Raw genomic sequence first — 25,218 nt, 5'->3', positions numbered from 1 at the left:
CGCCCGACCGGTATCCCGTAGGAAACAATACGTCTGCCCGGTCTCATCTCCCCTCCAAAGGTGTTAATACCCCGAACCACAATGGGTGCATCACTCAGCGAATGCGGGGGGGGCGCCCGATTCCGGCGGATACATCAACCCATAGGCGAGGTGTTCATCCCCGGGTGCTGCAGGCGATCGCCGACCCGGAGGATGCACTTCTCATCGCCACACACGACCTGGCCGTCATCTGGATGAGCCAGACTATGGAGCGCCTGCTGGGGCTGACGCTTCACGACGCCCGGGGCGCGGATCTCGGTTTCGTCCTCGAATCCCGGCTGATACCCCTTCTCCCAGGCGAAGAGCCGTGCGGGTCCGCGCTCCTCACCGCGCTCCGGCGATCCGAGGAGGTTCCCCATCTCACCTGCCCCGTCCGCACCGTAACCGGCGTGCGGTGGTACGACTATTCGAGCGCCCGGCTGCAGGAGGAACCCGGATCCGAACCGTTCTGGATCGTCCGCCTCCACGACGTCACGTGCAAGGTGCGCACTGAAAATGAGCTGCAGCGATGCCGGAGAACCGCATCGCTCCTCGCGGACGCGGCGACCGAGCTCGTCGGCCTCTCTCCGGATACCGATATCTACGCGGTGATCGCGAGGCACCTCTGTGCCCTGGTTCCCGGTGCGACGGTCATCGTCAGTACGGCCGATATCCGGAGGGGCACCCTGACGACCCGGGCGGTCGCCGGGGATGCGGCGCTGCTTGCAGGCGCGGCGGAGATACTCGGTGCGGATATGCGGGGCATGACGCTCACCCTGCCGCCGGCGATCCGCTCCATCATGCTGAAGGGGGGCATCGAAACGGTTCTGGGCGGAATTGCGGAGGCGGCGCTCGGGCAGCTTCCGAAAGAGGTCTGCCGCAGGCTTGAGGAGTACGGGCGCATCGGAGCAGTCTACTGCATTCCGTTCACCTGGAAGGGTGAAGTCTTCGGCTCTGCAGTCATCTTCACCCGGCAGGGCGGCGAAGCGCTCGATACGGATACCGTCGATACGTTCCGCGGCCTTGCCGCCATCGCGCTGCAGCGGCGGTGCGCCGAGACGGGGCTTCGCGAAAATGAGGAGAAGTTCCGGCTGCTTGCCGAGCATGCCCAGGATATCATCTACCGCTTCGTCTACACCCCGGTTCTGCACGTTGCGTACGTGAGCCCGTCGGTGGCCGCGATCACAGGCCATGTGCCGGAGGAGTTCTATGCCGATCCGAGTCTCTACCTCTCGATAATCCATCCGGACGACCGGCCGAAGATCGATTCTCTCCTCCGGGGGGATCTGCGCGAGAGCGCGACGCTCACCCTCCGCGAGAGGAGCAGAGACGGGACGGTCATCTGGATGGAGCACCATGTCACCCCCATCTTCGACGATACCGGGAACCTGGTCGCCGTTGAGGGGATCAGCCGGAACATCACGGCTCGCAAAAGAGTGGAGGAGCAGCTGCGGATCCGGGACGCCGCCATCGAGTCGTCCCCAACGCCGTTCCTCATTGCGACCTCGGAAGGCACGATCTCCTCTGCAAACGCCGCGGCGCTCGAGCAGCTCGGCTATGACGATGCTGCGGCTCTTATCGGCCGGAATGTCAGGGAGTTTACGTCGAGCAGCGATGCGGCGGAAGCTATCACCCGGGCACTGCTCGAGACCGGCAGCTATCGCGGGGAGATCCCGGGGCGGCGGCGCAACGGCAGAACGACCACCATCCTTCTCTCTGCCAGGGCTATCGCCGGCGCCGCAGAACAGCCCGGCCGGATCGCCGTCTCTTTCATCGATATCGGCGATAGGAAACGGGCCGAGGACGAGCTGAAACGGCGTGCCCGGTATCTCTCGGTACTGAACGAGGTGATCGGCATCTCGGTCGCCTCGCTCTCGCTCGACGACCTGCTCGAATCGGTGCTGCTGAAAGTCCTCCCCCTGCTGGACGTCGACCGTGGTGCCATCTATATCCTCGACCCCGCCCGGAAGAAAGCGCATCTCCGCTGGCAGCACGGAATCCCGGAGGCGCAGCGCGCCCAGAACCGAGTGCTCGATATCCGTCACTGGCCGGAGAACCTCGTCTTCGTCGCCGGGCAGCCCTGGTACATCGGCAGGACACGGGGGATCGGCGCCGCCGCCGGAAGGCTCTTAAACCGGTTCGATGTCTCCGCACTCGCCTGCATTCCCCTGCTTGCAGATTCTGTCGTCGTCGGAGCGTTGTATCTCGGAACCAGGAAACGGGCGGCGTTCTCATCCGATGAGAAGACTATTCTCGAGGCGGTCGGCCGCGCCGTTGGTTCCGGGCTCCTCAAGATGCTGCTTCTGCAGCAGCTCGAGGACGCCCACCAGGAGGCGAACCTCTATCTCGATATCCTGACGCACGACATCGGGAATACCGAGAACGTTTCCACCCTCTACGCCGATCTCCTGCTGGAGACGCTTGAGGGAGAGAAAGCCCTCTATGCAGCGAAGCTCCGGGCAAGCATTCAGAAGAGCATCGAGATCCTGCGGAGCGTCTCCACCATCCGCAAGATCCATGAAGAGAGTCCTGCTCTCAAACCGGTCGATCTTGACGCGGTTCTCCGGGGAGAGATCGATCACGTTCCGTCGGTTCCGATCACGTACGACGGGTTTCCCGTTACGGTCTGGGCGGACGAGCTCCTCGCCGAGGTTCCGGGAAATCTTATCGGCAACGCCGTCAGGTTCGGCGGTTCCGATGTTGCAATCACCGTCCGGGTGGAGGAGCTGGACGGCGAGGTGCTGGTCTCCATTGAGGACACCGGACCCGGGATCCCGGATGCACAGAAGGAGGCGATCTTCCACCGGTTCGAACGGGGACGAGGCCGGGCGACCGGACAGGGGCTCGGGCTCTACATCGTCAGGATGCTTGTTACCCGCTACGGAGGAGAGGTCCGGGTTGAGGACCGGGCGTGCGGCCGGCCGGAGGAGGGGGCGGCGTTCCGGTTTACGCTCCGGAAGGCCGGTGCTGGTGAAGGGATATGAGACACAATGGCCTGCATGCCGCTATCGGCAGAGATCTTCGTCGGAAAAAAAGATTAGCGGAAGACGAGCATCGTCGCCGTCTGGTTGATATGCCCGATATACTCCTCCCCGTAGGTGCTGAACCCGATCGCCGGGAAATCTGAAAAGAGCGATCCGTACGCGGCGGAGAGCCCCCCGGCCTCGAGGTCGAGTGTCCGGAGAATGCAGTTGAAGTTGATGAGCGCGGAGATGCCGCCGAGGTTCTGGAGTTTCTCCTCCACCGCCGCTCTGGTGTCGGCCACAATATCCGTCGACTGTAGCAGAGAGAGATCAATTCCTTCCTTGACGCTACAGTAGAAGATGACGCTCTCCCCTGCCACCTGCTGCGGGCTGCGGACGAAGATGTCGTCGCCCGCCAGAAGCCCGACGGGGTGCTGCATGAAATGCGCCGGCAGGTCTTCGGGAGAGACACCGAGGGCTTCTGCGTACGCGGTTGCGGCAGGTTTTCCGTTGAATTCAAGCACTTCACGCGCCTCTTCGTTCACCTTCGTCGGAATGAGCTTCGTGTCCATGGCAGCGAAACTCTGTGTTTTGATGATATCGAACTCCGTCGCCGGTTTCAGAAGCGCCAGCACGGCGGCATTGGTGTACGCCTCCCCGTCGGCGAAGACGTATGTCGCTCTGAACCCGAGGTCGTCGCCGGCCGATCCGCCGACGAAGAGCACGTTGGTCAGGTCGCCGATCCGGTCCATCGTCCTCTCTTCGGCGCCGGAGAGGCCGTCTATCAGGATAACTCCGACGTATTCTGTAAAGTCGAGCTCCGCCACCGGCTTGCCGTAATAAGACTCGAAGTCCGAGAAGACGCTCCTGATGGCATCGGGATCCGAGAGATCCCGGACGATGCCCACCTTCAGGTCTTCGACGATCCGGTCGCCGAGCGCCATTGCCACGATAGACTCTTTTAGCATAGAGCCATTTCCTATCTCGCCTGCCGTCGTGCAGCCGAAGACCGGCAGATCCCCGAATGCGTCCTTCATTGCTCCTGCAAGGGCCTCCGGTTCATACCTCGACGAGGCGAAGAAGAGCAGCATCTTCGGCTCGAAATCGCCGCATTGTTGTTTCAGATCGTTCACGGCGTCATTGACAGACGGTTTGTTTGATGATAGAGTGACTGCGTTCATGCTCTGGTTCCACCTATAGGGTTACTCCCATGTCCTTTGCGATTTCTTTCAGCTCTGCAATCCTGGCCGGATCATCTTCGGACGCAGCTGTATACTTGTCCGGATGAAAGCCTTTGATGATGAGCTTGGTACGGGTCGTGTTTGCCAGTACCTGGTTGCCATTTGAACGTTGCCGGATGATTGCATCGATCATGTGTTTGATCTGACCTGCCACCGCGATTCACCAAGTATATCGGATGTCGGAACCCTACTTTAAAGTTTCTAAATTTTCTGAAGATTTTAAAAGAATAATTATATTTTTAGACTAATATTATGGCTTAAAAATTGATGCGGATTTTCCAGGGGAGTCCTTTTTGTTTTGCCATCTGCGCCCGGTTGGGAAGGATGCTCTCCGTACCTGGCGGTGCCCTGCACCCGGTTCTGAAGCATATCCCGGAATTTCCCCTAAAAAACTGTATAGGGGTGGTTTCGGTCAGCGATCTCCGTAAAGAGCCATTCGTTGGTGGCCAGCCCTGTTCTGATACCCGGCACTCCGTGGCGTCTCCGTGAGAGGTGTATACGGAGTATTCACAGAGCAAGAAAGAAAAGTGCTTTTCAGGACATTTCGTCCTGCTCTGCGGCGGGCGCAGAGACCGCTGCGGGAGCCGGTTCCGGCCGCCCTGTCCCGGCGAACCCCGGCTGGATGAACCAGCCGGTCATGGTCTCGTCGAGGACGGTGTCGCTGTTCTTTTGGGTCAGCAGGCTGACGACGATCATGGCCACCAGTGAGATGGTCAGGGCGAAGAGGCTGAAGTGCACCGGCAGTTTCGCCACGTACTGGTGCCAGTAGCCGAACGCCCCTGCGGAGACGAGGCCGAGCGCCATGCTGGCGATGGCTCCCTGTGCGGTTGCGCCCCGCCAGTAGAGGCCGGCGAGGAGGGGGACTGCGAAGGTGGCGAGCATCACCCCGATACCCATCCAGATCAGCCACGCCAGCATCGGTGGGGGGCTGATGGCGAGCAGGAGCGTTCCGCCGGCCGCGACGATGACCGCGATCTTCGAGACGAGCAGCACCTCCTTGTCCGGCGCCGAGGGGCGGAGGATATTCTTGTAGATGTCCCAGGCGAACATCGTCCCGACGGTCAGCATCAGGCGGTCGGTCGTGGACATCACGGCGGCGAGGACGATGACGGCGAAGAGCGCCCAGAGCGCGACGCTCGGCATGGCATGCTGGACACCGGCGATGAAGGCAAAGTCTTGGGCGTTGATCGCCTCCGGGAGGACGATCGTCCCCTCCTCCACGAGCGATCGGACGGCAAACCCGGCAAACTTCACCAGGAACATCACGACGGCGTAGATGAGGAACGCGACGAGCGGCGCCCAGCGGAAGTAGCGATCCTCCTTTGCTGCGAGGACGTTGTTGATGACGTGGGGCGCACAGGCGAGCCCGACGGTCAGCAGTATCCCGAACGAGACGAGGAATTCCGGCGTGGCGTAGGCGTAGGCAGCATAGACCGGTGAGGGGTACCATGGCTGCACGAAGTTTGCGTCCACTCCTGAAAGGACGGTGTTGATGTGCTCAAGGCCGCCGGCCGCGACCACGACGAGGGGCGCCATCAGGAGAACGCCGAGGATCAGGATGCCGCCCTGCACCAGCGTCGTCCAGGAGACGGCGTAAAGTCCGCCGACGACCGTGTAGCCGGTGATGATGATGCCGGCGACGATCAGCGCCCAGGTGTGCGGGATCTCAAAGAGCCAGACGAGGACGATGCTGATGGCCGTGTACTGCCCGATCAGGTAGATGAGCGAGACGACGATGCCGGCGACGGCGGAGAGGCCGCGGAGTTTCTCCGGGCTCTCGAACCGGTGGGCAAGGTAGTCCTGGACGGTCATGTAGCCCTGTTCCTTGCCGACGTGGTGGAGTTTGACGCCGAAGACGATGATACAGAACGCGGCAGCGAGCGGGACGAAGATCTGCTCCCAGATGCCGGGCCAGCCCGAGGTGAACCCGAAGCCGCTGACTCCGAGGAGCGTCATGCCGCTGCAGATGGAGCAGACGATCAGGATCGTGAAGACCCAGAACCCGAGCGACCGTCCGGCGAGGATGTAATCTTCCGTATTGTGGATCTTGCCGGACGCCCAGCTGCCGATCCCGATCAGGACGATGAAGTAGAGCGCAATCAGTCCGAGAGTGATCGGGTCGATCATCGGCGCTCCTCCTCCTGGAAATGCAATCCCCAGAGCAGGAGCACGGCGGCAATGATGAGAAACACACCGCCGACCGCAAGTACCGTTTCCAGAGGTAAACCGAGAATCATGGTGTGCTATATGTTAGCATGCTGCATATTAACATGATCGATCCGCGATCGCCGGGGACTATCGAAGCGAATCGATCCGAAAAAGAGAGAATGGTTATTACTTTGCGCTCTTTACGGTCTTGGAGCCGCGGAGCATCGCGATCTTCCCGGTCCGCACGAGCTCGGTGATGCCGTACTGCCGGAGCAGCGTCTCCAGCGCGTCGATCTTCTTTGTGTCGCCGACGACCTGCAGCACCAGCGTCCGGGTGCCGACGTCGACGATCTGCGCCCGGAAAATATCGGCGATCTGCATGATCTCCGCACGGGAGGTGCCCGTTTCGGCGACCACCTTGATCAGCGCGAGCTCGCGGGCGACGCTCTCGCGCTGGGTGATATCCGAGACTTTGACGACCTCGATGAGTTTGTTCGCCTGTTTCATCACCTGCTCGACCTGGAGGTCGTCGCCGTACACCACGATGGTGATCCGGCTCATATTCGGCTCTTCGCAGGTGCCGACCGCGAGGCTCTCGATGTTGAACCCGCGCCGCGAGAACATCCCTGCAACCCGGGAGAGGACACCTGCCTGGTTCTCCACGAGCAGGCTGAGTGTATGCGACTTCATTCCTGGTGCACCCCGATCATCTCGTTGATGGCCGCTCCGGCAGGCGCCATCGGGAAGACGTTCTCCTCGCGCTCGATCCGGAAGTCGAGGACGAACGGCCCGTCGGCGGCGAGCGCCGCCTCGATCGCGGGGCGGACGCCGTCCTTCTCCTCAACCCGGATGCCGTCGACGCCGTAGGCTTTTGCAATCCCGACGAAGTCGACCGGCGGCAGCTCGGTGTAGGAGTAGCGGCGGTCATAGAAGAGTTCCTGCCATTGCCGCACCATCCCGAGGAACATGTTGTTCAAGACAAAGACCTTCACCGGGATATCGTACTGGGCGACCGTCCCGAGCTCCTGGATGTTCATCTGGAAGCTCCCGTCGCCGGCGATGTCGATGACCGGCATGTCGGGCCGGGCGAAATGGGCGCCGATGGCCGCCGGGAACCCGTAACCCATGGTGCCGAGGCCGCCGGAGGTGAGCCAGGTCCGCGGCTTTCTGAAACAGTAGTGGAGCGCCGTCCACATCTGGTTCTGGCCGACCTCGCTGACGATGATCCCCTCGCCTTTCAGGATATCGGAGAGCTGCCGGATGACGTACTGCGGCCGGAGATGATCGTCGTCCGGGAAGGTGACCGGATGGCGCTGTTTCCAGCCGGAGACACGGTTTCGCCAGCCTTCTGTCTGCGGGTGCTTCTGCATCCGCTCCAGCATCGTTGCAAGGACGGTCTTCACGTCGCCGACGATCGGGACATCGACCGCTTTGTTCTTGCCGATCTCCGCAGGGTCGATGTCGATGTGGACGATCGTCGCGTTCGGCGCGAAGGCCTCGAGCTTCCCGGTGACCCGGTCGTCGAACCGGACGCCGACAGCCAGCAGGAGGTCGGACTCGGTGATGGCGTAGTTCGCCGCCGCCGTCCCGTGCATCCCGAGCATCCCGAGGTTCAGCGGGTGGTCGCAGGGGAGCGAGCCGAGCCCCATCAGGGTGGTGGTCACGGGGACCGCCGCCCGCTCGGCGAACGCCAGAAGCTCTGCCGAGGCGTTGGAGTGCACGACCCCGCCGCCAGCGTAGATGACCGGGCGCTCCGCCTCGCCGACCAGGGCGAGGGCTTTCTCGATCTGGCGGACGTGGCCGCGGTAGGTCGGCTGGTAGCCGCGGAGCAGGACCTCGCCCCCGTCGCCCCCGTCGCCGGCCATCTGGTTGGTGGTCACGTCCTTCGGCAGGTCGATCAGGACCGGCCCGGGCCGTCCGGTTCCGGCGATGTAGAAGGCTTCCCGGACGACCTGGCCGATATCCGCTCCATTTTTCACCAGGTAGTTGTGTTTGGTGACCGGCATGGTGATGCCGGTGATGTCCGACTCCTGGAACGCGTCGTTCCCGAGCATCCCCGTCGGCACCTGTCCGGTGAGCGCCACGACCGGAACCGAGTCCATGTATGCCGTGGCGATGCCGGTCACCAGGTTGCATGCCCCGGGACCGGAGGTGGCGAGGCATACGCCTACCCGGCCGCTGGCGCGTGCATACCCGTCGGCTGCGTGCGCTGCTGCCTGTTCGTGCCTCACCAGAATATGCCGGATCGATGAGTCGTAGAGCTCATCGTAGATCGGCAGCACCGAGCCGCCGGGGTAGCCGAAGATGGTGTCCACCCCTTCGCGCTGCAGCGCTTCAATGAGAATTTTCGCTCCGGTCTTCATGCTTCTCTTCCCGTAATAGTCTGTTCATACCAGCGATAACTGCTTCGACGCTTGCCGTGATGATGTCGGTGCGGGCGCCCCGGCTGGTCACGGAGACGCCGTCCTTTGAGAGTTTCACGGTTACGTCCACGAGCGCGTCGGTTCCGCCCGAGATAGCATCGACGTGGTACTGCTCGAGCCGTACCGTGCCGACGTCCGAGACCGAGCGCTGGAGCGCTCTGATCGCGGCGTCGACCGGGCCGTTGCCGGTCGCGGCGCAGGTGATCTCCTCGCCCTTGACGGTGAGGGTCACCGACGCCGTCGGCATTGCGTTGCTCCCGGAGACGATCGTGAACTGCATAAGTTCGAGCGCCGGCGCGAACTCGATCGCGAGGACCGCGTCGGCGATGGTCATGACGTCCGCATCGGTGATCCGTTTGCCGGTGTCGCCGAGCTGCTTGATCCGCTGTACGATCTCGGCGAGCTGGCCCGCATCCGGCCGGTAGCCCATCTCATGGAGGGCGGTCTCGACCGCTGCCGATCCCGAGTGCTTGCCGAGGACGATCCGGCGTTTCCGGCCGACCCGTTCGGGGATGATCGACTCATAGGTGCTCGCATCCCGCATCACCCCGTGGGCGTGGATCCCGCTCTCGTGGGTGAAGGCCATCTCCCCGACGATCGGTTTGTTCGTCGCGAGCGCAACGCCGGTCAGCCGGGAGACGACGGTCGAGAGGTGGTAGAGGTCTTCGGTCCGGATCCCGGTCGCGTGCCCGTAGAGCACCTCGAGCGACATCACGAGCTCCTCGAGCGCCGTGTTCCCGGCCCGCTCGCCGAGGCCGTTGACGGTCACGTGGGCGCACGTAGCCCCCGCCTTCAGCGCCGCCATCGTGCTCGCCAGCGCAAACCCGAGGTCGTCGTGGCAGTGGATCGAGAGCGGCGCCATGCAGAGCGGCGGGATAAGCTCGGCCGCCCGTTCCGGCGTCAGGAGCCCGACGGTGTCGCAGAAGCAGAGCCGGTCGGCACCGCGGTCGATCCCCTCGCGGAAGAGCTCTTGCAGGAACGCCCGGTCGGCGCGGGAGGCGTCTTCGCCGGAGAGTTCGACGATGAGGCCGCGGTCTTTCGCGTACTCGACGGCGCTCCAGGCCATTGCAGAGACCTGTTCGCGGGTCTTCCTCAGTTTCTTCTCGATATGCAGGTCGCTGACCGGGACGACGAGGTGCACTGAGTCGGCTCCGAAGTCGGCGGCGAAGTCGATATCCTGGGCAAGGGCACGCACGTAGGTGCAGCACTCTGCCGAAAGCCCTGCGTCGGAGATGAGTTTGATCGATTGGCGCTCTCCTGCGGATGCGGCAGCGGAGCCGGCCTCGATGACGTGGACGCCGATCTCCGAGAGATGCGTGGCGATCTCGAGTTTCTGGTCGGGTGTCAGCGATACGCCCGGCGTCTGCTCACCGTCACGCAGCGTGGTATCAAAAATGCGAACTGGTTCACTGAATGTGTTTTTCCGGTTTAACAATCCGTTTGGCTTCGATTCACCAAATAAAACAATCCCTCATGGAATCTGTCACCAGACTAGAGATGCGGCGGTGAGATACTTAAAGGTTTAGCCGCTGCGGCCGGGTACGGAGATGGGGGGCAGTGAGAAGACCTGGTGCGGGGTGGTTGATTGGTGTTCCTGCCCGCTGTCTGTTTTACGGTGATGCGGATGGCATTCCCGGATCTTGGACAGTGAGATGTATCTTCATGGGGGTGGGGGCAGGGGAGGGGGCCGGCCCACTCCCCCGCATGCGATTGCTGCCACGGTCCGATGTCTGCGGGGCAGATCCGGCCGGCCTGCGCTGCATGTTGACTACGGCCGTGTCCTCCGGCTCTTGCATCGGGCTGTGGGAATGTTTTGGGACAATTTCCTGTCGCGGCGAGCATGGGGCCGGGAATAATCTTGGATAAGAGCAGCAGGCATGTGTTGGCATGGATTTTTTCGCCAGCGCTAAAAAAGATGGGATCTTCAGGCCGGCGCCGGGGCGCTGTCGTAGATCTGCGTGACATACCGGATGCTGAAGATGGCGAACGCCGGGGTGAGCACGAAGAGGAGCAGCCACCCGATGACCGGGATGAGCATGAGCACGAACTCGACGATCCCGATGACGATCCCGACGATGATGAGGGCGACGAAGTAGGAGAGCCAGCCGACCTCGCCGATGTGCCGGGTGATCGCCCTGATGTTGAACGCTTCGCCGAACCTGCCGGTGCGGGCGTAGCGGATGCCGCCGAAGTTCGCGATCAGGCCGACCGCGATCGCGAGGAGGACGATCAGGATCGCCAGGATGACCACGACGATGAGCCCTGCGGAGGTGCCGGTGGAGGTAGCCGCATCTCCGACCGGGACAGGCCCGCTCGTGACCGATGCCGGGATGAAGTAGAGCAGCATCCCGATGAAGGCCACCAGGTAGACGGGAATGGCGTAGACGATGTAGATCACGAGAAGGACGATCCCCTCGATGAACATCCTGATGAGGTTGTCCGTGTCGGGAGCTGGTGTGGTTCCGCGCATGATTCTGACGAAATAGCCGTAGATCAGCGGGAAGACGATCGTCGATACGAGCAGGATGAGCCAGCGGGTCCACTTCCCCCAGAGGGCTTCCTTCGTGTACTCGTAAGAATCCTTGAGCATTGTTCCAAAGTCCATAGAATCACCGTTACTCTACTGAAATGGTTTGTTTTTATCCAGATATATCTACCTGAACGTCTCCGGCGAAAAGAGTCGCGAGCAGCCCTTTTCCGGTGCGGAAGGGCTTGCGGCGGAGCTCCGCGGCGGCGAGGGAACCTTTCCGGTCTCAGGTGAGATCCGATCCGGCGCTGTCGTAGACGAGCGTGACGTAGCGGGCGATGAAGATGAGATACGCAGGGTAGAGGAAGAAGACGATGATCCACCCGAGGACCGGTATCAGCCCGAGTGCGGCGGCGACGGCCGAGAAGACGACCGCGATGATCCAGAGGACGATCAGTGCAACGATATACGCGCCCCACCCGATACGGTTGATCTGCTCGAAGATTGCCGTGAAGTTGAAGGCCTCCGCTATGTTGTTCGTCCGGGCATACCTGACCGCCGCGATGATGAGCACGATGAAGATGACGATCTGCAGGATCTGCACGAGGATGAACCCGACTGCAAGGCCGGTCAGGGCATTGAGCAGCGCATCTGCAAACTCCCGGATGTTCCCGGTGGCGAGGGCGGAGACGAACGGGGCGTATGCCCCTCCGAAGAAGAGTATCGAGACGATGTACACCGGCATGAAGTAGATCAATCCGAGAACGAAGAGCTTGATGCCGTCGATGAAGAGCTTCACCCCGTCGGTAAGTTCCGGGGCCGGTTTTACTCCCCGAAATATCCAGAACATATAGCCGAGGATGAACGGAAAGATGATCGTTCCGATCGCCAGCAGTATCCACTTTCCCCACTTTCCCCAGAGCCCGCGGCGCGTGTAGTCGTACGCGTCACCGAGCATCTTTGCGACGTCCATCGTTGCGTCTCCCCTCCTCGCGGGAAGGCTTGCAACATAGTATTTATACATTCCTATCCGCGGGTGCCCTGCTGTAAGCATTGCAGTATCAGGCTGCGGAACAAAAAAGGAGAATGGTGATGGTTTGCCCTTGTTACGCGGGTGCCGGTTCGCTCTCGTAGATGATGGCGAGGTAGCGTGCGTAGAAGATTGCGAATGCCACGGCGAGGAAGAGATCGAGGATCCACCCGATGATCGGGATCATGCCCAGGATTCCGGCGATAAGTCCGTAGACGAACGAGAGGACGACGAGGATGATGAGTGCGATGATCCAGGTCCCCCAGCCGACCTTGCCGATGTGCTCGAGGATGGCGCCGAAGGCAAAAGCCTGGCCGAAGCTCTCCGTGTGGGCGAAGCGCAGCATGCCGAAGGTTGCGATGATCGAGATGATGAGCGCAATAATGGCGGCGATGAGGATGCCGCTGATGAGGCTGAACGCTGCTCCTGCCGCCGCCGATGGGTCGCCGCCTGCCGCCTCGGATGCAACGGCGCCGAGCACGGCGAAGCCGCCGAAGATGACGAAGACGATGATCGCCGGGATCATGTAGATCAGGCCGATGATGTTCAGCTTCCACCCGTCGACGAAGAGCTTGCCCCACTGGTCGACTTCCGGAGCGGGCTTTGCTCCGCCGTACACCCGGACAAGGTATCCGGTGTAGAGCGGGACGAGGAAGAGGGTAAAGATCTGGATGAGCGAGAGGACAATCAGGACGATCCAGCGTCCCCACTTGCCCACGAGACCCTCTTTGGTGTACTCGATCGATTGACCGATGACGTTACCGAATTCCATACGTTAAACACCTATGCGATAATGGGAGAACGCTCCTATATAAAAGATTTGAATTGATCTGCAGTTTCCGAGGTGCCTGATTCTGAAACAGACGGCTCGGGTCATACTTTTTTCGGTTCGGAGCATTCTGGGGATCACCTTTCCCTGTGGCTCCGGGCAGAACCGGGAACGGTTGAACGCAGCCGGGAATTTCTGTAAAAAGAGTTATGGGGTTTTATGCCGGTGCCGGAGCGCTTTCGTAGATTAGCGCCATGTAGCGTGCTGCGAAGATGATCCAGGGCGGGTAGAGGAAAAGCGTGATCAGCCAGCCGATGATCGGGATCGCGCCGAGCAGCGTTATGACGACGCTGAAGACGACTCCGACGATCCAGAGGATGATCAGGGCGATGATGTAACTTCCCCAGCCGATCGTGCCGATGTGCTCAAAGATAGCGCCGAAGGCGAATGCCTGGCCGAAGCTGTCTTTGCGTGCGAACCGGATGACACCGATCGCCGAGACCAGCGAGATGATGATCGCGACGACGATCATGACCAGCAGGCCGATACCGAACGAGCCGAAGGCGGCGGCAAGTGCGGCCGGGTCATCTCCGCCGCTGCCGATGGCGAGCAGCATCGCCGGGATGAAGAAGATGGCCGCAATGATCAGGACCGGAATGGCGTAGATGAGGCCGATGACGAAGAGCTTCACGCCGTCGATGAAGAGCCCTCCCCAGTTCTCCAGCTCGGGAGCCGGTTTCACGCCGCTGTAGACACGGACGGTATAGCCCATGATCAGCGGGAAGATGATCGTGCTGATGAGCAGCAGAACCCAGCGGGTCCACTTGCCCCAGACAGCGTCCTTTGCATAGCCGAACGAATCGCTCAGCATCTCTCCGTAATCCATGCGGTAAACACCTATTGGATTATGGGAGGATATCGGTATAAATGCGTTTTGAAATGTATTTCGGGAATTCAGTAATTCTCCGGGAGGAAAATGAGATTCTGCGGACTCTCCGGGGAAGATAATCCCCCGCGGTTGTCATGGATCCTGCTATGAGATCCTTTCTTCCTGCATTACCGGCTGCGGCCGGCGTGAGAAAAAAGCAGGTAGTGCCCTACGAAACAACTGCTACTACCTTTGTTGGGATCGCATCCGGGTGTTCCCGATTGATTGCACCCCGGGGCACGGCGTTCCCCTGGGTATCGGCATGACTGCCCCCGCCCTTGGGGGCGGGGGAGGAGGGCGGAGGCCGGGCGAGGTGGGGGGGTGAGGTTCCTCCCCGTCAGCCCCGTCAGCCCCGCCCCCACGGCGATAGCCACCACGGTCCACGGCATGCGGGCATGCGTGAGAAAAAAGGCCAGGTTCGGCACCAATCCCGTCAGGGAAGCATGACAGCCGGAAGAGAACTTCGCCAAAGCCCGATAATGGCAATCTTCTCCCCCTGTTCTTTTTTTGTCATGAACGCCGGTTGGTGGATAGCGTAATTCGGTCGGATTCTCTGAGATCACGTATCAGGTATATGCTGGAGCACTACCAAAAAACAGGGGATATATCGGTTCGCACAATCGTGAGTTTGTTCCTGCCGGCACTTTCCGTCGTAGATTCAGAGTTCCTTTCTCAGGTATACCATATCGACGAGTCGTTCGCCGCAGTCAAAGATCGGGTGGTCGTAGTGATCGATAAAGAAGTTCTCGACGCGATGGGAGACGCGAAACCCGCACCGCTCATAGAACCGGAGGATACGGGGGCAGTCGCCCGTGCCGACGAGCATGACGCGGCACCTGCCCCGGTAATGCTCGAAGATATATTCTATTAGCCGCCTGCCGTAGCCCTGCCCCCGGAACCCCTCGTATGTGGCTATGTTCTTCAGTTCACAGATGCCGTCGCCTTCGCACGTCACCACGCAGACACTCCTGAGACCGTCGTCGTAGAGGGTGAACATATCCCCGCGGTCCAGGTAGGTATCGATCATGGACTCCTGCTCGTCCCCTGCGAGCAGCAGGTCAAGGAACCGTTTCCGATCTTCCCAGATGTGTTCGATCTTCATAGGAGACCCCGCCGGAATGCGGCTTTGCGGAAAAAGGAGATTGAAGGCCGGTCTTTCAGTGCCGGAAGTAGCGCACGCCGGTGAAGATCATCGCGATATCGAGGCGGTTTGCGGCCGCGATCACCTCGTCGTCGCGGATCGACCCGCCGGGCTGGACGAGGGCGGTCGCTCCCGCCGCCGCCGCGACCTCCAGGGTGTCCGGGAAGGGGAGGAAGGCGTCTGAGGCGACCGCCGTTCCTTCGAGGGGCGTGCCGGCCTTCTCGATCGCGATCTTCGCCGAGTCGACCCTGCTCATCTGCCCGGCGCCGATGCCGACGACTGCAGATTCGTTCGCGAAGATGATGGTGTTGCTCTTGGTGTGCTTGCAGACCTTCCAGGCGAGCAGCATCGCCCGCATCTCGTGGGCGGTCGGTTCGCGCTCGCTGACGACCTGCCAGGTCTCCCGGTATCCGGGCGTCCGCTGCAGGAGGATGCCGCCGTCGATCATCCTGACCTCGTCCTGGGTCAATGGAGTTGGGAGGCGGAGGATCCGCATGTTCTCCTTCTGCTTCATCACCTCGAGGGCGTCGGGGGCGAACGACGGCGCCACGACGACCTCGACGAAGGTCTTCGTAATCTCCTCAGCGACCTCGCGGGTCACCTCGCGGTTCAGGGCGACGATCGACCCGTAGGCAGAGACCGGGTCGACCTCGCGTGCCGCGACGTAGGCGTCCAGCAGGCGGTCGCCCGTCGCCACGCCGCAGGGGTTGTTGTGCTTGACGACGACGGCGCAGGGCTCGTCGAACTCCCGCAGCAGGCCGACGGCGGCGTTGACGTCCAGGTAGTTGTTGTAGGACATCTGCTTGCCCTGCAGGGGCGCCTCTGCGGCGATGCCGGTGTCGCCGTAGACCGCCGCCTGCTGGTGCGGGTTCTCACCGTAGCGGAGTGCGCGGCCGCCCCGGAACTGGAGGGTGAGGACCTCCGGGAACGGGCAGTCGATTCCGGTCATGTAGTTGGCGATCGAGCCGTCGTAGGCTGCCGTCCGTGCAAATGCAGTTGCAGCAAGTTTCTGCCGCTGCTCCGGGGAAAAGCCCCCGCTCCTGACGGCATCGATCGCCATCGGGTAGTCGGACGGGTCGACGATGATCGCGACGTGCTCGTGGTTCTTTGCCGCCGCCCGGACCATCGCCGGGCCGCCGATATCGATGAACTCGACCAGTTCCTCAAGGTCGAGACCCCGTGCCTGCATCTCCTCGAAGGGGTAGAGGTTGACCGCGACGATATCGATCGGCTCGATGCCGTGCTCCGCCATCACCGCATCGTCGATGCCGCGCCGCCCGAGAATCCCGCCGTGGATCTTCGGATGGAGGGTCTTTACCCGGCCGTGCATCATCTCCGGCGACCCGGTATACGTCGCAACATCGGTGTAGGGGATGCCTGCGTCACGCAGGGCCGCCCCGGTGCCGCCTGAGCTTAAGATCCCGTAATCTGCCTCGACCAGGGCTTTTGCAAGGTCGAGTATGCCTGTTTTGTCCCAGACAGACAGCAGTGCCCACTTCATGCTGAAGATGTGAGCTTGAGATGCTATTATACTTGGCGAGCAGGCAGACTTTTTGCACCGTCGCATGCCTTCCGGTCTCTGGAAGGGCGGGGGATGGCTCCTGAATATCTCTATCCCGGGGTGCATTTCAAAAAGCGGCCGATTAACAGGGGTTTAGTGGTGCAACGATGCAAATTTTTATATAGAACCACATTACAACAGTTATCTACACAAAATCACGACATCTTCTTATGCAGGTAATCGTATGACTGAGGAACCGACCGAACAGAACGAAGTGCAGAGAGGCACTCCCGGGAGTGAGCCGGAGGCAGTCTCTTCGGATCTCGAGGAGCTCCGGAAGGCATACGACGACCTCAACGATCGCTTTCTGCGGCTTGCAGCCGACTTTGACAACTACCAGAGGCGGATGGCACGGGAACTCGATACCCGGACAACGTTCGCGATCGAAGCGTTTGCGGCGGAGATTCTGGACGTTCTCGACAATTTTGAACGCGCCGAGGCTGCAGACGACGCCAGTCTCCGGGAGGGTCTCGAGCAGATCAAGAAGCTCTTCACGGCCATCCTGCAGCGGCACGAGATCGTGCCGATCGACTGTGTGGGTCGCCCGTTCGATCCGCAAGGGCACGAAGCGGTCGCATACGTCCCGGCCGACGCACCGGAGGGGACGGTGATCGACGAGGTCATCCGTGGGTACTGTATGAAAGACAAGGTCATCAGATGTGCAAAAGTGGTAGTATCACGAGGTAAGGAGGAGTAACGAGATGGTTTCTGATAAAGTACTGGGTATCGATCTGGGAACGACCAATTCGTGTATGGCTATCATGGAGGGCGGCAGAGCGGCTGTGATCGCCAACGCCGAGGGCGGCAGGACGACGCCGTCGGTCGTCGCCTTCACCAAGGACAGCGAACGCCTCGTCGGCAGCGTCGCCAAGCGGCAGGCGATAACGAACCCGGGCCGGACGGTCATGTCGGTCAAGCGGAAGATGGGAACGAGCGACAAGATCCCCATCGGCGAGAAGACCTACACGCCCCAGGAGATCTCGGCGATGGTCCTCCAGAAGCTGAAGCTCGATGCCGAGGCGTACCTCGGGGAGAAGATCACCCGGGCGGTCATCACTGTTCCCGCCTACTTCAACGACGCCCAGCGGCAGGCGACCAAGGACGCAGGGACGATCGCCGGCCTCGAGGTGCTGCGGATCATCAACGAACCCACGGCGAGCGCTCTCGCCTACGGCATCGACAAAGAGGGCGACGCGACCGTCCTCGTCTACGACCTCGGCGGCGGCACCTTCGATGTCTCCATCCTCTCGCTCGGTGACGGTGTCTTCGAGGTGAAGGCGACCGCAGGCAACAACCACCTCGGCGGCGACGACTTCGACAAGCGCGTCATCGACTACCTGGTCGAGGAGTTCAAAAAGAACGAGGGCATCGACCTGCGGAAAGACCCGATCGCCATGCAGCGTCTCCGCGACGCGGCCGAGAACGCAAAGATCGAGCTCTCCACCGTCCAGAAGACGAATATCAATCTGCCCTACATCACCACCAGCGAGAGCGGCCCGAAGTTCCTTGACATCGACCTTTCCCGGGCGAAGTTCGAGCAGCTCATCGGCGACCTCGTCGAGTCGACGGTCGGCCCGGTGAAGCAGGCGCTCGCGGATGCCAGGATCAAGCCCTCCGAGATCGATCACGTCCTGCTGGTCGGCGGATCGACCCGTGTGCCCCTCGTCCAGGAGACGATCAAGAAGATCCTCGGGAAAGACCCCGACAAGGGCATCAACCCCGACGAGTGCGTCGCGGTCGGTGCCGCCATCCAGGCAGGTGTCCTCACCGGCGAGACGAAGGACGTCCTCCTCCTCGACGTAACGCCGCTCTCCCTCGGCATCGAGACCCTCGGCGGCATCGCGACGAAGCTGATCGAGCGGAACACCACCATCCCGACGAGGAAGAGCCAGATCTTCTCGACGGCAGCGGACGGGCAGACCAGCGTCGAGATCCATGTCGTGCAGGGCGAGCGGGCGCTCGCCAAGGACAACTTCACCCTCGGCAAATTCCAGCTGACCGGTATCCCGCCGGCGCCGCGCGGCATCCCGCAGATCGAGGTGACCTTCGACATCGACGCCAACGGTATCGTCCACGTCTCGGCGAAAGACCTCGGCACCGGCAACGAGCAGTCCATCACCATCAAGCCGCAGGACTCCCGGCCGTCCGAAGACGAGATCGAGCGGATGATGAACCAGGCGAAGACCTACGAGGAAGAGGACCGCAAGAAGCGGGAGGAGATTGAGCTGCGGAACGCCGCCGACACCGCCGTCTTCACCGCCGAGCGGACGCTGAAGGAGGCGGGCGACGCAGTCGACCCGGCCGACAAACAGAAGATCGAGGAGGCGACCGAGAAGGTCAAGGCGGCGCTCGAAGGCGACGACGTCGAGGCGATCCGGACGGCGATGGACGAGCTCACCGAAGCGGTGTATGCGGTGACGACCAAGATGTACCAGCAGGCACAGGCGAAGAGCCAGGCGGAGTCTGCCGGGCAGAAAGACGACGATACCGTGGTTGACGCAGACTACGAAGTGAAAGAGTGAGTTCGATGGGTCCGGAGAGCTACTATGATATCCTCGGCGTCGGTAGGGACGCCAACGAGAAGGAGATCAAAAAGGCGTACCGTGACCTTGCTCGCAAATACCACCCCGATGTCTGCAAGGAGCCGGGTGCGGAGGAGCGGTTCAAGAAGGTCAACGAGGCCTACAGCATCCTCTCCGATCCCCAGAAACGCGCCCAGTATGACCGGATGGGGCACGACGCCTTCAGCAGCGCCTCGAAGGGCTCCTACTCCGGCGGCGGGGGCTACGGCGGGTTCCATGCAGACTTCTCTGGTTTCGGCGATATCTTCGATACCTTCTTCGGCGGCGGCCAGCGGAGTGCCGGCCCCCGCCGCGGTGCCGACCTCCTGATGCGGATGCGGATTACCCTGAACGATGCAGTCTTCGGCGCCGAGAAGGAGATCGACCTCACCCATTCGGAGGCCTGCCCCGACTGCGACGGGACGGGCAGCCAGACCCGGAAGACGCGCACCTGCACCACCTGCGGCGGCAGCGGGCAGATGCGGCAGATGAGCCAGTCCATCTTCGGGCAGTTCGTCCGGATGACCACCTGCACCGACTGCGGCGGACGCGGTACGATCCCGGAGGAGCGATGCAAGGCGTGCGGCGGCAGCGGACGCCAGCAGGTGCGCCGGAAGGTCACCGTCCACATTCCACCTGGCATCGATACGGGCATGCGCCTCCGGATGGACGGCTACGGCGAGGCGGGCGACTACGGGGCGCCGAACGGCGATCTCTTCATCGAGGTCGAGGTGACGCCGCACAAGCGGTTCGTCCGCCGCGGAGACAACCTCGAAATACGGGTGAGCGTCTCTCCGGCGCAGGCGGCGCTCGGATCGCAGATCGAGATCGAGACGATCGACGGGAGGAGCATCGATCTCACCATCCCGGCCGGCGTCCAGCACGACACCGGGCTGAAGGTGCCGGGCGAAGGCGTCCGCCGGCGGGGACGGCCGGGCGACCTGATCGCACGCGTCACGGTCGTGATCCCGGGCTCTCTTTCGCAGGAGCAGCGGGAACTCTATGAGCAGCTGCTCGAGATTGAGGGGAAAAAATCCCAAAAATCTCATAAGAAAGGCTTTTTCCACGACGTCGTCGACAAGATGAAAGAGTCGGTCAAGTGACCGTCCCGCGCCCGGTGCACGGACGGCCTTGATCGGCGGCGGCGTGCTATTTTTCGCAAAATGCTTCTGCGAACGCCGTGCCGTTGCCTGCTGCACGGTGCACTGCCTCTTTCCAGCACGTGCTTTCGCATCGGTGCGGTACTCTACTGCCTGCTTTGTAAGGAACGGTACCCGAACCAGGGTTGCCGGATTTACGGTGCCGGGATAGCGAGCCCCCATTAGTGCTGACCTTCGATACGGGGATTCAAGCGTATACCGCGCTCTTCCCCTGATGAGGCTGGTGCCGGACCGGGCTTGTCCCGGGGACGGTCTTTTTCCCGGGCGTCTCCCCATGCCGTGGACCGTGGCGGCTATCGCCCCCGGGGTGGGGCCGACGGGGAGGGGTTTTCCCCTCCCCTGTCTCCCATGAAGATCCGCACACCTCACCCCCCACCTCGCCCGGCCTCCGGCCTCCTCCCCCGCCCCTTAAGGGGCGGGGGCAGTCATGGCGATACCCCGGGGAAAGCCGTGCCCCCGAATACCTCGGATTGCGGTCATCCGGAGCAAGAGATGGGATCTCATCAATTGCCTGGACCCCGCCGATAGCAACAGGAATTCAGTGCACCCATCGGGTACGGTAGCGCGTATGGGGCGAGCCCCCTCCCTGCAGCTGTTTTTGAAACGGCTTTGGTGCCGCCACGATCCGGTGCATTCTGCGCCCTTTTCCATCCGTCTCGTACCGCCCCCCCACCTCCGCTTTTTTGAGGATACCGCGCCAAGTATACCGGGATGAAACTGCTCTTCGAACTCTCCGGCGAACACCCCGATCTCCCTGCAGCCGAGCTCGAATGCGTCGGCGCCGTCCTTGACCGGCGTACGCAGGCCGCGGTGGCGGAGTGCCCCGACCCTGCCGCGGCCTCCCGCCTCGCGCTCACGCACGTCGTCCTCGAGTACCTCGGGGAGTGCGAGGCCGACCGGGACGCCTTCGCCCGGCTTCTCCGGGACCTTTCCCTCACTGCCGCACAGCCGTTCGCCGGACGGGTGAAGAAGATGCACGACGCGGAGATGGAGGCGTCGCAGCTCGAGCTCGAGCGGATGATCGGCGGCATGATCGCAGGATCGGTCTCGCTCAAAAACCCGAAAGAGGAGTACCGGGCGCTCGTCGCCGGCGACCGCTGCTACTTCGGCAGGGTGCTTCTGACGATCGACCGGGGGGCTTTCGAGTACCGAAACCCTATGCGCCGCCCGTTCTTCCACCCCGGGGTGATGATGCCCCGCATGGCGCGGGCGCTCGTCAACCTCTCCCTCGTCCGGCCGGGGGAGACCCTCTGCGACCCGTTCTGCGGCACCGGCGGGATCCTTCTCGAGGCCGAGACGATCGGGGTGGCGCCGATCGGCAGCGACTTCGATCCCCTGATGGTCGAGGGGTGCCGCCAGAACCTCCCGCACGCAGCGGTGATGCTCTCCGACGCCACGGCGCTGCCGTTCGCGGATGATTCGGTCGAAGCCGTCGTCACCGATCTCCCCTACGGCCAGTCGGTCAGGATCCGGGCGGAGAGCATGGACCGCCTCTACGACGGGGCGTTTGCCGAGATACGCCGCATCCTCCGGCCCGGACGGCGTGCGGTGGTCGTCACCCACCGCGACGTCACCTCAATCGCAGCCCGCTCCTTCACTGTTCTGCAGGTGCACTGCCAGCGGGTGCACAAGAGCCTGACGCGGCGGATCATGGTGCTCGGGTGAACCGTATTTTGAACCCACCTTTATGAACCTATACTGTTATTTTTATTCATGCATGTTAATTTTAAGCGGTATGGGCTCTACCTCGTCCGGTGGCAGCTCTCAACGCCCATCCTCGCCGTAGTCCTCTACTACCTCGCGCCCATCGGGGCGCTTGCCGCAACGGTTGTGGCGAATCTCATCGGCGGTCTCATCTTCTTCTGGGTCGACCGCTTCATCTTCACGTCGCAGGCGCTCGCCGCCCAGTGGGAGGTGCGGGAGAAGATCCGGTGCGTGGACTGCGGCAAAGTCGCCCGCGGCTACCGCCTGGTGCGGGCCGGGAACTACGACCGGAGCGAGGACGCCCAGCCCGAGTTCCGGTGCGAAGAGTGCTCGCAGAAGAAGTCAGACGAGCTGAAGAAGCGGGGCATCAGGCTGTAGTCTCTCCTCACCATCCTGCCAGGAAGAGAACGCTGCAGACGGCCGGGGGGATGAGCAGGTTGTCATCGACCGGCGAGAACATCTCGACGAGACCGGCGGCGGCGGCGGCAAGCAGTGCGAGCGCGGGGGATACCGCAATGCCGGTCAGGAACGGAATATAGATGCAGAGAGCAACTATCGCCGCCGCAATCCCGGCAACCGTCCCCTCAAGCGACTTTTTCCGGTAGACCCTGCGGCTGCCGATCCGGGTGCCTGCGACCGTGGCGACGCTGTCCAGGACGCCGAGGGTGACGATGCCTGCCGCGGCGAGCAGCGGGCCGAAGACCGCATAGCTGAGCAGAGCCCCGATGGTAAACGCAATGCCCCCTTTTATCGGGACGCGGCCGGTTCGCTCCGCCTCGTCCACAAGCGATTCGAGGATTGGGAGGTCGTAGCCTCTGGTCATGATATCGAGAATGAGAAACGCGGCGAAGAGAACGAATCCGAAGAAGATAAACGCCGTCCTTGGCTGCACGGTGGCAACGATCGCAGCACCGACGACGCCCATCAGGAGGTGGATGGTCTGCCGGAAGAGTTCGTTCATCGCCTGACCCTTGCCGGTTGTATATCTTAAATGATCCTGCGGCGGGTTACTTTCTTAAAGTCTCCCCGGCTTTACCTCCGCACCGGAGGAGTCTAGCATGAAGCATATGTATGCCAATCCACCCGTCTCCGAAGCGGTCTGCGAGTTCCGGTTTCCGCTGGAGACGCCCTGGGATATGACGTTCCCGGGGGTGCTCTTCGAGAACGTGAAGGATACCTACCCGAAGCGCGACCAGCGCTGGGTCCGCGAGGTCGTCGTGATGCTCGGGCCTGAGGGGCTCCGCGAGGAGCTCCTGGTCACCGAACGGTCCGTCCTCTCCACCGACGACGGGACGTGTGCTCTCCAGGTAGGGCCGCGGCTCTTTACCGTGAACTGCCAGACACCGCACGCCGACTGGGACAATTTCCGGCCGCGTATCGAGAACGCCTATGCACGCTTCAACGAGATCATCGGGGTCGAGGGGATCCGGACGGTCAACCTGCGCTACATCAATACGGTCGTCGTCCCGGAGGAGGAGATCGCGCTCGACGACTACTTCTCGTTCTTCCCGACCTTCCCGCAGGAACTGAAAGGCCTGCCGGCGGGGTTCATCACCGGCGCGGAGTTCTCGTTCGACGAAGGGCGCGACAACTGCCGCGTGGAACTCACCGACGCCGTGGCCGAGACCCCGGGCACAACGGCGTTTCTCCTCAACATCGACTACTACCTGACAGAAGAGGGGGAGGTCGGTCCCGCCGGCGTCATGGACTGGATCGCCCGCGCCCACGAACGGGTGGAGATGATCTTCGAGGCCTGCATCACCGACCGGCTGCGCGACCTCTTCGGGCGGCGGCGGGAGGAGGAAGCCCTCACCGCGCCGTAAGACGCAAGAGGAACTCCCTTATCCCTTTTTGCCGATACGTATCCTACCCGTTTACCGCCGTGAGTTCTCCCACATCGACGCCCGCCAGCCCGACGGCGGTGCCGTTCGCGTCCCTGACCGGGGCATACCCGGATATGACGGTGCCCTACGCTTCGGTGGAGAGCTCGCTATTTGCGGAGGGCTCCACAAACCCGGCGAGCATCTCGGGCCCGGGGTCTGCATCCACAACACATTCAGCGCTTTCCCCGACTTTGCGCATCGCGTAGACGGAGACCCAGAGACGCCGGGCTGCAGCATCCGCTGCCGGTTCCGTCACTCTGGGCGGACATAGAAACACAATCCCTGCTCCGACGAGGATGGGGGTGATGAGGCCGGCTGCCAGTCCGGCCGGGTCACACCATACACTCCTTTCCGGACAATCCATTGTTGCAGCGGAAACGTAAACGTTCCCGGGCAGATCCTGCCCCCGCAACGGGTGCTCACTTCTCGGTGACGTAGTGGACGAACCGCTGCGGCCTGATACCGATCACGTTGAGGAACATCACCAGGAGGTAGACGGCGCTCAGGCGGTACTTCCCCTTCTGCAGGTACCGCCGCGGCGATGCGACGATAGTGCGGTCGATCTGGACGAGCCGTCCGTGCCGGCGTGCCGCCCGGGAGAACTCGACGTCCTCGAGGTAGGGGAGCGGTTCGTAGCCGCCGATCCTGAAGAATACCTCCCGCTTTACAAAGATCCCGAAGTCCCCGAAGAAGGTCTGCGTCCGGGCTGCCAGCAGGTTTCCAACCCGGCTGGTCAGGCGCAGCAGCAGGTCGCGGCTCGCGAAGGCGTGCCGAAACCCCCCGCCGATCACCCCTTCCTGCGCGAGTGCCCGGGTGATCGCCGCTGGGGCGTCCGGGGCAATCCTGCAGTCGACGTGGAGGAAGAGCAGAACGGAGCCCTCGGCATGCCGGGCGCCGGCGTTCATCTGCACGCCCCGTCCTGCCGGTGACGCGAGCAGCATGATTCTCCGGGAGCTCGAACCCGCCGCTGCCTGGAGCGCTGCCCACGTGCCGTCCGTGCTCCCGCCGTCGACGAAGATCACCTCGATCTCCCCCGCAAGTTCGTCGATATGCGCCAGAAAGAGAGGGATATTCTCCTCTTCGTTGAGCACCGGTGTGATAATCGAGAGCATACGCGAAACTTCCCTCCCGGGAGAGGTCGTATGCACCGTCATCCACTTATAGGATGGTGCTCATGGTGGACACTGTTCTGCGGGGTTTGCTCCCATGCATGAGAGAGGG

Annotated in this window: 22 protein-coding genes; 7 read left to right on the top strand and 15 right to left on the bottom strand. The window is 62.2% G+C overall.

The genetic code is table 11. The annotated features are described in order from the left end of the window. Window positions 1-164 precede the first annotated feature (164 nt). Window positions 165-3,002, top strand: coding sequence for a PAS domain S-box protein (locus FGU65_RS13565; protein ID WP_301665029.1), 2,838 nt, complete (start codon window positions 165-167; stop codon window positions 3,000-3,002). 53 nt (window positions 3,003-3,055) lie between these two features. Here FGU65_RS13565 and FGU65_RS13560 read toward each other — a convergent pair whose 3' ends face one another. The 12 genes from FGU65_RS13560 to purH form a co-directional block, all read right to left on the bottom strand. Beyond that, complete coding sequence (locus FGU65_RS13560) at window positions 3,056-4,162, bottom strand: FIST signal transduction protein (protein ID WP_301665028.1); 1,107 nt, start codon at window positions 4,160-4,162, stop codon at window positions 3,056-3,058. 13 nt (window positions 4,163-4,175) lie between these two features. Continuing rightward, window positions 4,176-4,376, bottom strand: coding sequence for a hypothetical protein (locus FGU65_RS13555; protein WP_301665027.1), 201 nt, complete (start codon window positions 4,374-4,376; stop codon window positions 4,176-4,178). 380 nt (window positions 4,377-4,756) lie between these two features. Then, window positions 4,757-6,349: a sodium:solute symporter family protein gene (locus tag FGU65_RS13550; RefSeq protein ID WP_301665026.1), complete on the bottom strand. Its 1,593-nt coding sequence runs from the start codon at window positions 6,347-6,349 to the stop codon at window positions 4,757-4,759. A 207-nt stretch (window positions 6,350-6,556) separates the two neighbouring features. Next, window positions 6,557-7,060, bottom strand: a complete 504-nt coding sequence (gene ilvN / locus FGU65_RS13545) for an acetolactate synthase small subunit (protein WP_301665025.1) — start codon at window positions 7,058-7,060, stop codon at window positions 6,557-6,559. Further along, window positions 7,057-8,733: a biosynthetic-type acetolactate synthase large subunit gene (gene ilvB / locus FGU65_RS13540; protein WP_301665024.1), complete on the bottom strand. Its 1,677-nt coding sequence runs from the start codon at window positions 8,731-8,733 to the stop codon at window positions 7,057-7,059. The genes ilvN and ilvB overlap by 4 nt, the downstream gene beginning before the upstream one ends. Then, window positions 8,705-10,228 carry a 2-isopropylmalate synthase gene (locus tag FGU65_RS13535; protein ID WP_301665023.1) on the bottom strand — a complete coding sequence of 508 codons (1,524 nt, stop codon included), beginning with the start codon at window positions 10,226-10,228 and terminating at the stop codon, window positions 8,705-8,707. The genes ilvB and FGU65_RS13535 overlap by 29 nt, the downstream gene beginning before the upstream one ends. Window positions 10,229-10,717: 489 nt before the next feature. Further along, the gene (locus FGU65_RS13530; protein ID WP_301665022.1) at window positions 10,718-11,398 is read right to left on the bottom strand and encodes a DUF4013 domain-containing protein; all 681 of its coding nucleotides are present in this window, start codon (window positions 11,396-11,398) and stop codon (window positions 10,718-10,720) included. 148 nt (window positions 11,399-11,546) lie between these two features. Beyond that, window positions 11,547-12,233, bottom strand: a complete 687-nt coding sequence (locus FGU65_RS13525; RefSeq protein WP_301665021.1) for a DUF4013 domain-containing protein — start codon at window positions 12,231-12,233, stop codon at window positions 11,547-11,549. Between the two features lie 133 nt (window positions 12,234-12,366). Then, complete coding sequence (locus FGU65_RS13520; RefSeq protein ID WP_301665020.1) at window positions 12,367-13,062, bottom strand: DUF4013 domain-containing protein; 696 nt, start codon at window positions 13,060-13,062, stop codon at window positions 12,367-12,369. Between the two features lie 214 nt (window positions 13,063-13,276). Then, window positions 13,277-13,945: a DUF4013 domain-containing protein gene (locus tag FGU65_RS13515; protein ID WP_301665019.1), complete on the bottom strand. Its 669-nt coding sequence runs from the start codon at window positions 13,943-13,945 to the stop codon at window positions 13,277-13,279. Between the two features lie 700 nt (window positions 13,946-14,645). Continuing rightward, complete coding sequence (locus FGU65_RS13510) at window positions 14,646-15,089, bottom strand: GNAT family N-acetyltransferase (RefSeq protein WP_301665018.1); 444 nt, start codon at window positions 15,087-15,089, stop codon at window positions 14,646-14,648. Between the two features lie 55 nt (window positions 15,090-15,144). Continuing rightward, window positions 15,145-16,629, bottom strand: coding sequence for a bifunctional phosphoribosylaminoimidazolecarboxamide formyltransferase/IMP cyclohydrolase (gene purH / locus FGU65_RS13505; RefSeq protein WP_301665017.1), 1,485 nt, complete (start codon window positions 16,627-16,629; stop codon window positions 15,145-15,147). A gap of 244 nt (window positions 16,630-16,873) precedes the next feature. Here purH and FGU65_RS13500 point away from each other — a divergent pair, with 244 nt between their 5' ends. From FGU65_RS13500 to FGU65_RS13480, 5 genes are all read left to right on the top strand, one after another. Next, entirely contained in the window at window positions 16,874-17,386 is a 513-nt protein-coding gene (locus FGU65_RS13500) for a nucleotide exchange factor GrpE (protein ID WP_301665016.1), read from the top strand. Between the two features lie 4 nt (window positions 17,387-17,390). Then, window positions 17,391-19,211, top strand: a complete 1,821-nt coding sequence (gene dnaK / locus FGU65_RS13495) for a molecular chaperone DnaK (protein ID WP_301665015.1) — start codon at window positions 17,391-17,393, stop codon at window positions 19,209-19,211. Between the two features lie 5 nt (window positions 19,212-19,216). Beyond that, complete coding sequence (gene dnaJ / locus FGU65_RS13490) at window positions 19,217-20,353, top strand: molecular chaperone DnaJ (protein ID WP_301665014.1); 1,137 nt, start codon at window positions 19,217-19,219, stop codon at window positions 20,351-20,353. A 768-nt stretch (window positions 20,354-21,121) separates the two neighbouring features. After that, window positions 21,122-22,075: a methyltransferase domain-containing protein gene (locus FGU65_RS13485; RefSeq protein WP_301665013.1), complete on the top strand. Its 954-nt coding sequence runs from the start codon at window positions 21,122-21,124 to the stop codon at window positions 22,073-22,075. Window positions 22,076-22,123: 48 nt separating this feature from the next. Continuing rightward, window positions 22,124-22,492, top strand: a complete 369-nt coding sequence (locus FGU65_RS13480; RefSeq protein ID WP_301665012.1) for a hypothetical protein — start codon at window positions 22,124-22,126, stop codon at window positions 22,490-22,492. Window positions 22,493-22,499: 7 nt separating this feature from the next. On the opposite strand, the gene FGU65_RS13475 is transcribed toward FGU65_RS13480, so the two are convergent. Continuing rightward, window positions 22,500-23,075, bottom strand: a complete 576-nt coding sequence (locus FGU65_RS13475; RefSeq protein WP_301665011.1) for a diacylglycerol/polyprenol kinase family protein — start codon at window positions 23,073-23,075, stop codon at window positions 22,500-22,502. Between the two features lie 97 nt (window positions 23,076-23,172). Between FGU65_RS13475 and FGU65_RS13470 the strand changes: the two genes are divergently transcribed. Next, entirely contained in the window at window positions 23,173-23,937 is a 765-nt protein-coding gene (locus FGU65_RS13470; RefSeq protein ID WP_301665010.1) for a TIGR04255 family protein, read from the top strand. A 145-nt stretch (window positions 23,938-24,082) separates the two neighbouring features. Here FGU65_RS13470 and FGU65_RS13465 read toward each other — a convergent pair whose 3' ends face one another. Beyond that, window positions 24,083-24,253, bottom strand: coding sequence for a hypothetical protein (locus tag FGU65_RS13465; RefSeq protein WP_301665009.1), 171 nt, complete (start codon window positions 24,251-24,253; stop codon window positions 24,083-24,085). Window positions 24,254-24,416: 163 nt separating this feature from the next. Beyond that, on the bottom strand, window positions 24,417-25,109 hold the full coding sequence (locus FGU65_RS13460; protein ID WP_301665008.1) for a TIGR04283 family arsenosugar biosynthesis glycosyltransferase: 693 nt from the start codon (window positions 25,107-25,109) through the stop codon (window positions 24,417-24,419). Window positions 25,110-25,218: the final 109 nt, after the last annotated feature.

This window comes from Methanoculleus frigidifontis, assembly GCF_030464345.1.
Classification (GTDB): Archaea; Halobacteriota; Methanomicrobia; order Methanomicrobiales; family Methanoculleaceae; genus Methanoculleus_A; species Methanoculleus_A frigidifontis.
This window is presented reverse-complemented; position numbering and strand designations above follow the sequence as displayed.

Excerpts from the sequence above, each read along its gene's own strand:
- FGU65_RS13560 (WP_301665028.1), bottom strand. The coding sequence starts at position 4,162 with ATGAACGCAGTCACTCTATCATCAAACAAACCGTCTGTCAATGACGCC.
- FGU65_RS13550 (WP_301665026.1), bottom strand. The coding sequence starts at position 6,349 with ATGATCGACCCGATCACTCTCGGACTGATTGCGCTCTACTTCATCGTC.
- ilvN (WP_301665025.1), bottom strand. The coding sequence starts at position 7,060 with ATGAAGTCGCATACACTCAGCCTGCTCGTGGAGAACCAGGCAGGTGTC.
- ilvB (WP_301665024.1), bottom strand. The coding sequence starts at position 8,733 with ATGAAGACCGGAGCGAAAATTCTCATTGAAGCGCTGCAGCGCGAAGGG.
- FGU65_RS13530 (WP_301665022.1), bottom strand. The coding sequence starts at position 11,398 with ATGGACTTTGGAACAATGCTCAAGGATTCTTACGAGTACACGAAGGAA.
- FGU65_RS13525 (WP_301665021.1), bottom strand. The coding sequence starts at position 12,233 with ATGGACGTCGCAAAGATGCTCGGTGACGCGTACGACTACACGCGCCGC.
- FGU65_RS13520 (WP_301665020.1), bottom strand. The coding sequence starts at position 13,062 with ATGGAATTCGGTAACGTCATCGGTCAATCGATCGAGTACACCAAAGAG.
- FGU65_RS13515 (WP_301665019.1), bottom strand. The coding sequence starts at position 13,945 with ATGGATTACGGAGAGATGCTGAGCGATTCGTTCGGCTATGCAAAGGAC.
- FGU65_RS13510 (WP_301665018.1), bottom strand. The coding sequence starts at position 15,089 with ATGAAGATCGAACACATCTGGGAAGATCGGAAACGGTTCCTTGACCTG.
- purH (WP_301665017.1), bottom strand. The coding sequence starts at position 16,629 with ATGAAGTGGGCACTGCTGTCTGTCTGGGACAAAACAGGCATACTCGAC.
- FGU65_RS13500 (WP_301665016.1), top strand. The coding sequence starts at position 16,874 with ATGACTGAGGAACCGACCGAACAGAACGAAGTGCAGAGAGGCACTCCC.
- dnaK (WP_301665015.1), top strand. The coding sequence starts at position 17,391 with ATGGTTTCTGATAAAGTACTGGGTATCGATCTGGGAACGACCAATTCG.
- dnaJ (WP_301665014.1), top strand. The coding sequence starts at position 19,217 with ATGGGTCCGGAGAGCTACTATGATATCCTCGGCGTCGGTAGGGACGCC.
- FGU65_RS13485 (WP_301665013.1), top strand. The coding sequence starts at position 21,122 with ATGAAACTGCTCTTCGAACTCTCCGGCGAACACCCCGATCTCCCTGCA.
- FGU65_RS13480 (WP_301665012.1), top strand. The coding sequence starts at position 22,124 with ATGCATGTTAATTTTAAGCGGTATGGGCTCTACCTCGTCCGGTGGCAG.
- FGU65_RS13475 (WP_301665011.1), bottom strand. The coding sequence starts at position 23,075 with ATGAACGAACTCTTCCGGCAGACCATCCACCTCCTGATGGGCGTCGTC.
- FGU65_RS13470 (WP_301665010.1), top strand. The coding sequence starts at position 23,173 with ATGAAGCATATGTATGCCAATCCACCCGTCTCCGAAGCGGTCTGCGAG.
- FGU65_RS13460 (WP_301665008.1), bottom strand. The coding sequence starts at position 25,109 with ATGCTCTCGATTATCACACCGGTGCTCAACGAAGAGGAGAATATCCCT.